This is a genomic window from Candidatus Omnitrophota bacterium, from assembly GCA_023227985.1.
Classification (GTDB): domain Bacteria; phylum Omnitrophota; class Gorgyraeia; order Gygaellales; family Profunditerraquicolaceae; genus JALOCB01.
In genome coordinates, this window is the sequence record JALOCB010000063.1 from 1 (window position 1) to 3,160 (window position 3,160).

Annotated in this window: 4 protein-coding genes; all 4 read left to right on the forward strand. The window is 47.2% G+C overall.

Annotation, left to right across the window (positions count from 1 at the left end; genetic code table 11):
• Positions 1-531: 531 nt before the first annotated feature.
• Complete coding sequence (gene rplU / locus M0R35_07785; GenBank protein MCK9595554.1) at positions 532-843, forward strand: 50S ribosomal protein L21; 312 nt, start codon at positions 532-534, stop codon at positions 841-843.
• 16 nt (positions 844-859) lie between these two features.
• Positions 860-1,813 carry a GTPase ObgE gene (obgE, locus tag M0R35_07790; protein MCK9595555.1) on the forward strand — a complete coding sequence of 318 codons (954 nt, stop codon included), beginning with the start codon at positions 860-862 and terminating at the stop codon, positions 1,811-1,813.
• Positions 1,788-2,864 (forward strand): glutamate 5-kinase, encoded by a 1,077-nt coding sequence (gene proB, locus M0R35_07795; GenBank protein ID MCK9595556.1) that lies wholly within the window; start codon positions 1,788-1,790, stop codon positions 2,862-2,864. The genes obgE and proB overlap by 26 nt, the downstream gene beginning before the upstream one ends.
• Before the next feature lie 77 nt (positions 2,865-2,941).
• Positions 2,942-3,160 (forward strand): gamma-glutamyl-phosphate reductase (gene proA / locus M0R35_07800; protein ID MCK9595557.1); only part of this gene is annotated, 219 nt, incomplete at its 3' end.

The following is a 3,160-nucleotide window of genomic DNA, read 5'->3' on the forward strand; positions in this document are numbered from 1 at the left end:
TTATAGTAGCTGGTATAGGATAAATGTAGGCAATGCATAAGTTTAGATAGATTTCGAATATTTACTGGTTGTCCGATCAGATGAATGTGGTTTGGCATTAAACAATAGCCGAAAAGCAGGAAACCGCACTTTCTCGTATATCTTTTTAAGCGTTTCAAATAAGTAAGATAGTCAGCGTCATCCTGAAAAACTTTTTGTTTCTGGTTACCCCTTGAATAAATGTGGTAGCAGGCGTTTTTGATCAATATCCTTGGTCCGTTTGGCATATAGCCTCCTTTTACTATTAATAGACGTATAAAACGCTAAAATCTAACGCAAAAATAGTATAAATGACACTTTTGTGCGGAAATAGGGGGCACTTCTCAGATTAGAATTATAAACGTTTCCCGATTAATTCCAGAAGCGTTTCATATTAAAAACAGGTTTTATCCCAAACGGTCAGGTGAATTTAGCGCTTGACCGTTCGGGTTTGTAGTGTATAATATAATTTTACTAATTGTGCCTTTATCGGCTATTCAAGGAGGAAGTCAAATGTATGCAGTAATTGAACTTGGAGGAAAACAACAGCTTGTCAAGAAAGGCGAGATCATCCAGGTTGAGAAGCAGGAAGTGGATGACGGCAAGGATATCATTGTTGAAAACGTTCTTTTGGTCGGTGACGGTGAAAAACTCGAGATCGGCCAGCCGTTTGTCAAGGGGGCCAAGGTAGTGGCTACGGTGGTAAAACAGACCAAAGGCGAAAAGACCATTGCTTTCAAATACCGCCGCCGTAAATCGTCGCACACGAAAAAAGGCCATCGCCAGAAGCTTACTGAACTGAAGATCAAAGAAATTTCGCTGTAATCTAAGAAAGATAAATATGTTCATTGATAATGCCAGGATATCCGTGCGCGCCGGCAACGGCGGGAACGGTTGCGCCAGTTATTATCAGGATAAATACAATATGCGCGGTTTTCCTGACGGCGGTGACGGCGGAAGAGGCGCGGATGTTGTTATTATAGCCGACCGGAATTTGCGCACGTTGATGGATTTCCAGTATAACCGCCATTTTACCGGAAAGCACGGCGGCCATGGCTCGAGCAAGAACGCCAAAGGCAAGGATGCGGCGCCGGTTATGATCCGTGTCCCCTGCGGCACGATCATCAAAGACGAGGGGATTGACTGCATATTAGGCAGCCTGGATACTGACCGGGAAGAATTGATCGTGGCTTTCGGCGGCAAAGGCGGCAGGGGCAATCGCAAGAACCGCGAGGCTACACAGGGCGAGCCGGGGGATGCGAAAGGCCTGATCCTGGATTTGAAGCTTATCGCTGATGTGGGATTGGTCGGTTTTCCCAATGCCGGAAAATCCACGTTGATATCCAGTATTTCGCACGCCACTCCGGCGATCGCCGCGTATCCGTTCACCACTAAAACCCCGGTTTTGGGGATGGTGAATTACCAGGATGAAACTTTTGTCATCGCCGATATTCCCGGGCTGATCGAAGGTTCGGCCCAGGGAAAAGGTCTGGGGGATAGATTTCTAAGGCATGTTGAGCGCACCAAGATCCTGGTGCATATTATCGATATGTCTGGTTTTGAAGGCCGGGACCCTATCGAGGATTACCGGACCATCAACCGGGAGTTGGATTCTTACAGCCCGGATGTAGCGAAAAAACCGCAGATCGTTGTGGCCAATAAAATGGACCTGCCGGGCAGCAAGGCTAATCTGGCCAGGTTTAAGAAAACTTTTAGGAAAAAAGTTTATCCGGTTTCAGCTTTGGAAAAACAGGGCCTGGAGGAATTAATTGACGCAATCGGCAAAAAATTATAAACGCATTATTATAAAAGTCGGCTCAAGCCTTTTTTGTTCCAAAAAAGGGGAATTCGACAAGCCGGCTTTTGATCGTTTTGTCCGGCAATTAGCCGTATTATCCAAAAACAAAAAAGAGATCGTCATTGTTTCTTCAGGCGCTATCGCGCTGGGGATGGTCAAACTGGGCTTGAAGTCCCGGCCCAGGGAATTATCGTATTTACAGGCGGCAGCCGCCATTGGCCAGAATATCCTGATGGATAATTACTGCCGGGCATTTAAGGATAACCGGATCGCGCTAAGCCAGGCGCAGGTGCTTTTGACCTGGGATGATTTTAACGACCGCAGCCGATACCTGAACGCCAAGAATACGCTGGCTACTCTGCTCAAGCTGGGTTGTTTGCCGATCATCAATGAGAACGATACTGTATCTACGGATGAGATCAAATTCGGGGATAATGACCGTCTTTCCGCGTTGGTGGCAACTCTGGTCTCGGCTGACCTGCTGATAATGCTTTCGGATGTGGACGGCCTGCTGGATAAAGATAAAAAACTGGTAAAGATAGTTTCCGAGATAACCAGCCAGGTCAAGGCCCTGGCAGCCCCCAGCGAGAAGAAGACTTCAGTCGGCGGAATGATCACCAAGATCCAGGCCGCGAAAATGGCGGTTGATTCCGGGATCGCCTGTGTGATCGCCAACGGCAAGTCCGAAGATGTTCTTTCTAAAATTGTGGCTGAGCCTTTATCCGCGCAGTCCTGGACCGTGTTCCTGCCGAAAAAAGGCTTGGCACAGAGGGAGCGCTGGATCGCCTTCGGGACCAAACCCAAAGGCCGGATCATTGTGGATGACGGCGCTAAGAAAGCGTTGCTGAACAAAAAAAGCCTTCTTTCAGTGGGGATCAGCGCTACGGAAAATAACTTTGATTGCGGTTGCGTGGTGAGCGTAATGGATAAATGCGGGAATGAATTCGCCCGGGGAAAAACGGGTTTCTCCAGTAAAAAGATTGAGGAAGTAAAAGGCGGCCGTTTTGATAAAGAGATCATCCACCGTAACGATATCGTAATCCTATAGTTGCAAGACCCGGTCTTAAAACGAATTTTTCTTGCGTCCTAAGACCGGGTCTTGAGATCGTAGACCCGGTCTTGTAAATGGTTGAGAATATGGAACTTAAGAAAGAACTGACAAACATAGCTCAAAAAGCCCAAGCCGCGGCCAGGAATAGCCTGACCATTTCTACTGATCTGAAGAATAAGGCCTTGAAGGAAATGGCTAAGGCTTTAATGGCAGGCAAGAGCGCTATTATCAGCGCGAATAAGAAGGATCTTGTTGCTGCCCAAAGATCAGGTTTGTCTAAGGCGTTTATCGAG

Coding starts and splice junctions, on each gene's coding strand:
- obgE (MCK9595555.1), top strand. CDS start 860: ATGTTCATTGATAATGCCAGGATATCCGTGCGCGCCGGCAACGGCGGG.
- rplU (MCK9595554.1), top strand. CDS start 532: ATGTATGCAGTAATTGAACTTGGAGGAAAACAACAGCTTGTCAAGAAA.